The sequence below is a fragment of the Kocuria tytonicola genome (genome assembly GCF_003687455.1).
GTDB classification, from domain to species: domain Bacteria; phylum Actinomycetota; class Actinomycetes; order Actinomycetales; family Micrococcaceae; genus Kocuria; species Kocuria tytonicola.
Map to the genome: position 1 here is coordinate 1 of NZ_PHOA01000140.1, position 4375 is coordinate 4375.

The following is a 4375-nucleotide window of genomic DNA, read 5'->3' on the forward strand; positions in this document are numbered from 1 at the left end:
GCCCCGTCCCGCGGCTCGCAAGGCCGCCCCCGCGAAGGACGCCGCGGCGACCACCAAGGCACCGGCCGCGGCGGGCACCAAGACCAGCAGCACGCCGGAGCGGGCCGAGTCACCGGCTCCCGCTGCCACCGGCGCCAAGGCGAAAGGACGTCCCGAGGGCGTGGACAGCGAAGCAGACACCGCAGAGGGCTCCGCCGCGAAGCGCCCCATCCGCGCCCAGCCGGAGGACCGCAAGGGGGGCGCTCCCGCCAAGGAGAAGCCCGCCGAGGACACCGTGGTGAAGCTGCGCGGACCCGCCAAGGCCGTGGCCGCGAACATGGACGCGTCCCTGACCGTCCCGACCGCCACCACCGTGCGGGCCGTGCCGGCGAAGCTGCTGATCGACAACCGCATGGTGATCAACTCGCACCTGGCACGCAACCGTGGCGGCAAGGTCTCCTTCACCCACCTGGTGGGCTACGCCGTGATCCGGGCGCTGTCCAACTTCCCGTCCATGAACGTCATCTACGACGATTCGGACGGCAAGCCCGCGGCCATCCACCCGGCGCACGTGAACTTCGGCATCGCGATCGACATCCCGAACAAGGACGGTTCCCGCAACCTGGTGGTGCCCAGCATCAAGGCCGCCGAGACCATGTCCTTCCAGGAGTTCTGGACCTCCTACGAGGACATCGTCAAGCGCGGCCGCAGCGGCGCGCTCACCATGGAGGACTACTCCGGCACCACGGTCTCGCTGACCAACCCGGGCGGGATCGGCACCGTGCACTCCGTGCCGCGGCTGTCCAAGGGCCAGGCGTGCATCATCGGCGTGGGCGCCTTGGACTACCCCGCCGAGTACAAGGGAGCCTCTCCCCGCACCATTGCCCAGAACGCGGTCTCCAAGGTCATCACCCTGACCTCCACCTACGACCACCGCGTGATCCAGGGCGCCGGCTCCGGCGAGTTCCTCAAGCTCGTGGAGCACTACCTGCTGGGCGGGGACGACTTCTACGACCGCATCTTCGAGGCCCTGCGCATCCCTTACGAGCCCGTCCGCTGGGCCGTGGACAACCAGGTCAACCCCGAGATCGAGATCAACAAGGTCGCCCGGATCCAGCAGCTGATCCACTCCTACCGTGTGCGCGGGCACCTCATGGCGGACACCAACCCGCTCGAGTACGTGATGCGCAAGCACCCGGACCTGGACATCCGCACCTACGGCCTCACCCTGTGGGACCTGGAGCGCGAGTGGCCCACCGGCGGCTTCGGCGGGCAGAGCCTGCTGACCCTGCGGGTGATCCTGGGGCGGCTGCGGGACGCCTACTGCCGCACCGTGGGCGTGGAGTACATGCACATCCAGGAGCCGGAGCAGCGCGAGTGGTTCCAGTCCAAGCTCGAGCGTGACTACCAGAAGCCCGCCCGCGAGGAGCAGTTCCACATCCTGGAGCGGCTCAACGCGGCCGAGGCCTTCGAGACGTTCCTGCAGACCAAGTACGTGGGTCAGAAGCGCTTCTCCCTGGAAGGCGGCGAGTCCCTGATCCCGCTGCTGGACGCGATCATCTCCGACGCCGCGGACGCGGGCCTTGCGGGGGTGGGCATCGCCATGGCCCACCGCGGGCGCCTGAACGTGCTCACGAACATCGCGGGCAAGTCCTACGCGCAGGTGTTCCGCGAGTTCGAGGGCAGCCAGGACCCGCGCGCCTCCGAGGGCTCCGGCGACGTCAAGTACCACCTGGGCACCGAGGGCGTGTTCACGTCCGACAACGGCAACGAGACCCAGGTGTACCTGGCCGCGAACCCCTCCCACCTGGAGGCCGCGGACCCCGTGATCGAGGGCATCGCCCGCGCCAAGACCGACGTGCTGGGCGCCGGGCCCGAGGGCAACGGCGAGTTCCCCGTGCTGCCCATCCAGGTCCACGGCGACGCCGCCATGGCCGGCCAGGGCATCGTCTACGAGGTCATGCAGATGTCCGGTCTCGAGGGCTACACCGTGGGCGGCACCATCCACGTGGTGGTCAACAACCAGGTGGGCTTCACCACCGCGCCCTCCGCGGGGCGCACCTCCACCTACTCCACGGACGTGGCCCGCACCGTGCAGGCGCCGATCTTCCACGTCAACGCGGACGATCCCGAGGCCGTGGCCCGCGTGGCGCAGCTCGCGTTCGAGTACCGCCAGCGGTTCCACCACGACGTCGTGATCGACCTCGTGTGCTACCGCCGCCGCGGGCACAACGAGGGCGACGACCCCTCGATGACCCAGCCGCTGATGTACTCGCTGATCGACGGCAAGCGCTCCACCCGCAAGGTCTACACCGAGAACCTCGTGGGCCGCGGGGACATCACGCAGGAGGAGGCGGACCGCGCGCTCAAGGACTACCAGGAGCGCCTGGAGCGGGTGTTCGCGGAGACCCACGAGGCCCAGAACTCCACGGTCCCGCTGGTCACCGGCGACGCCGCCGCGATCGCCAACATCGAGCGTCCCTCCGCCCAGCAGGCGGACTCCGGGGTGTCCGTTCCCAAGTCCACGGCGATCTCCCCCGAGGCCGCCCAGCGCATCGGCGACGCCTACGTGGAGATGCCCGAGGGCTTCACCATGCACCGCAAGCTCAAGAAGCTCGCGGAGAAGCGCCGGGACATGACCCGCGAGGGCGGCATCGACTGGGGCATGGGCGAGCTCATGGCCTTCGGCTCCCTGCTCATGGACGGCGTGCCCGTGCGGATGTCCGGGCAGGACGTCCGCCGCGGCACCTTCACGCAGCGCCAGGCCGTGTTCTTCGACGCCGAGAACGGTGCGGAGTGGACCCCGCTGAACAACCTCTCCGCGGACCAGGCCCGGTTCTCCATCTACAACTCCCTGCTCTCCGAGTACGGGGTGCTGGGCTTCGAGTACGGCTACTCCGTGGAGCGCCCCGAGGCGCTCACCGTGTGGGAGGCGCAGTTCGGCGACTTCATCAACGGTGCGCAGACCATCGTGGACGAGTTCATCTCCTCGGCGGAGCAGAAGTGGGGTCAGCGCTCCAACATGGTGCTGCTGCTCCCCCACGGCTTCGAGGGTCAGGGCCCGGACCACTCCTCGGCGCGCATCGAGCGCTTCCTCGCGCTGTGCGCCGAGAAGAACATGATCGTGGCCCAGCCCTCCACCCCGGCCAATCACTTCCACCTGCTGCGCCGCCAGGCCTACTCCCGGCCGCGCCGCCCGCTGGTCGTGGCCACACCCAAGCAGCTGCTGCGCCTGAAGGCCGCGGCCTCCCCGGTGGAGGAGTTCACGCAGGGCAACTTCCGCACCGTCATCCCGGACGTCGCGAACCTGGACGACTCCAAGGTCACGGACGTGATCCTGGTCTCCGGGCGCTTGTACTACGACCTCGAGACCCAGCGGAAGAAGTCCGACGACCACTCCACGGCGATCGTCCGGGTGGAGCAGCTCTACCCGCTGCCCGCGGAGGAGATCAAGGAGCAGCTCGCGCGCTACCCGCAGGCCCGGATCATCTGGGCGCAGGACGAGCCCGCGAACCAGGGGGCGTGGCCGTTCATGGCCGTGAACCTGGTGCCGCAGCTGGACCGCCAGGTGACCCTGGCCTCCCGCCCCGCCTCCGCGTCCCCGGCGAACGGCTCCTCCAAGCGCCACGCCGCCGAGCTGGAGACCCTCGTGCAGCAGGCGTTCGACCGCGGGGAGTGACCCGTCACCGGTGCTCCCTGCCGTCCCCCACGGCCGGGAGCACCCGCCGGCCGCAGCGGCCGGATCTTGACCCGCCCGGGGGCCGTCTCAGGACGGCCCCCGGGGCACATGAGCAGAGCGAAGGATGTTGAAGAGTGGACCAGCGCAGGATCCGCATTGTGGCCGTGGGCGACGAACTGCTGGCCGGGGTGGACGACCCCCGTGCCCTCGGCTGGTTCGGCCGTGTCATGGCCCGCACACCCCGGGACGTGGTCCCCGTGGACGCCTACAACCTCGCGGCACCCGGTGAGGGCAGCGAAACCCTCAACGAGCGCTGGCTCGACGAGGCGGTGCGCCGCTTCGACCCCGCGTGCGACAACCGGCTCGTGATCGCCCCCTCCGCGCTGGACATCGACCTGGGCATCACGTCCGCCCGGTCCCGGCTGAACATGGCCAACATCGTGGACCAGGCCACCCAGAACAACGTCAAGGTGCTGGTGGTGGGCCCTCCCCCCACTCTGGACCCGCAGCGCAACCGGAAGATCGCGGACCTCTCCGCGGCCTACGGTGACGTCACCACACGGCGCAACCACGTGTACGTGGACACCTTCAACCCGCTGCAGCACCACGAGCAGTGGCGCAAGGACCTGGCAGCCAACCACGGCAACCCCGGCCAGGCCGGCTACGGGCTCATGGCCTGGCTCGTGCTGCACCGGGGCTGGTACGACTGGCTGCAGC

General features: G+C 69.7%; 2 protein-coding genes. Both read left to right on the forward strand.

Annotation, left to right across the window (positions count from 1 at the left end; translation table 11 throughout):
- On the forward strand, positions 1–3658 hold a 3658-nt coding region (locus CWC38_RS11020), incomplete at its 5' end, for a multifunctional oxoglutarate decarboxylase/oxoglutarate dehydrogenase thiamine pyrophosphate-binding subunit/dihydrolipoyllysine-residue succinyltransferase subunit (protein ID WP_121846772.1).
- 134 nt (positions 3659–3792) lie between these two features.
- The coding region (locus tag CWC38_RS11025) for a GDSL-type esterase/lipase family protein (protein ID WP_121846773.1) at positions 3793–4375 on the forward strand (583 nt) is incomplete at its 3' end.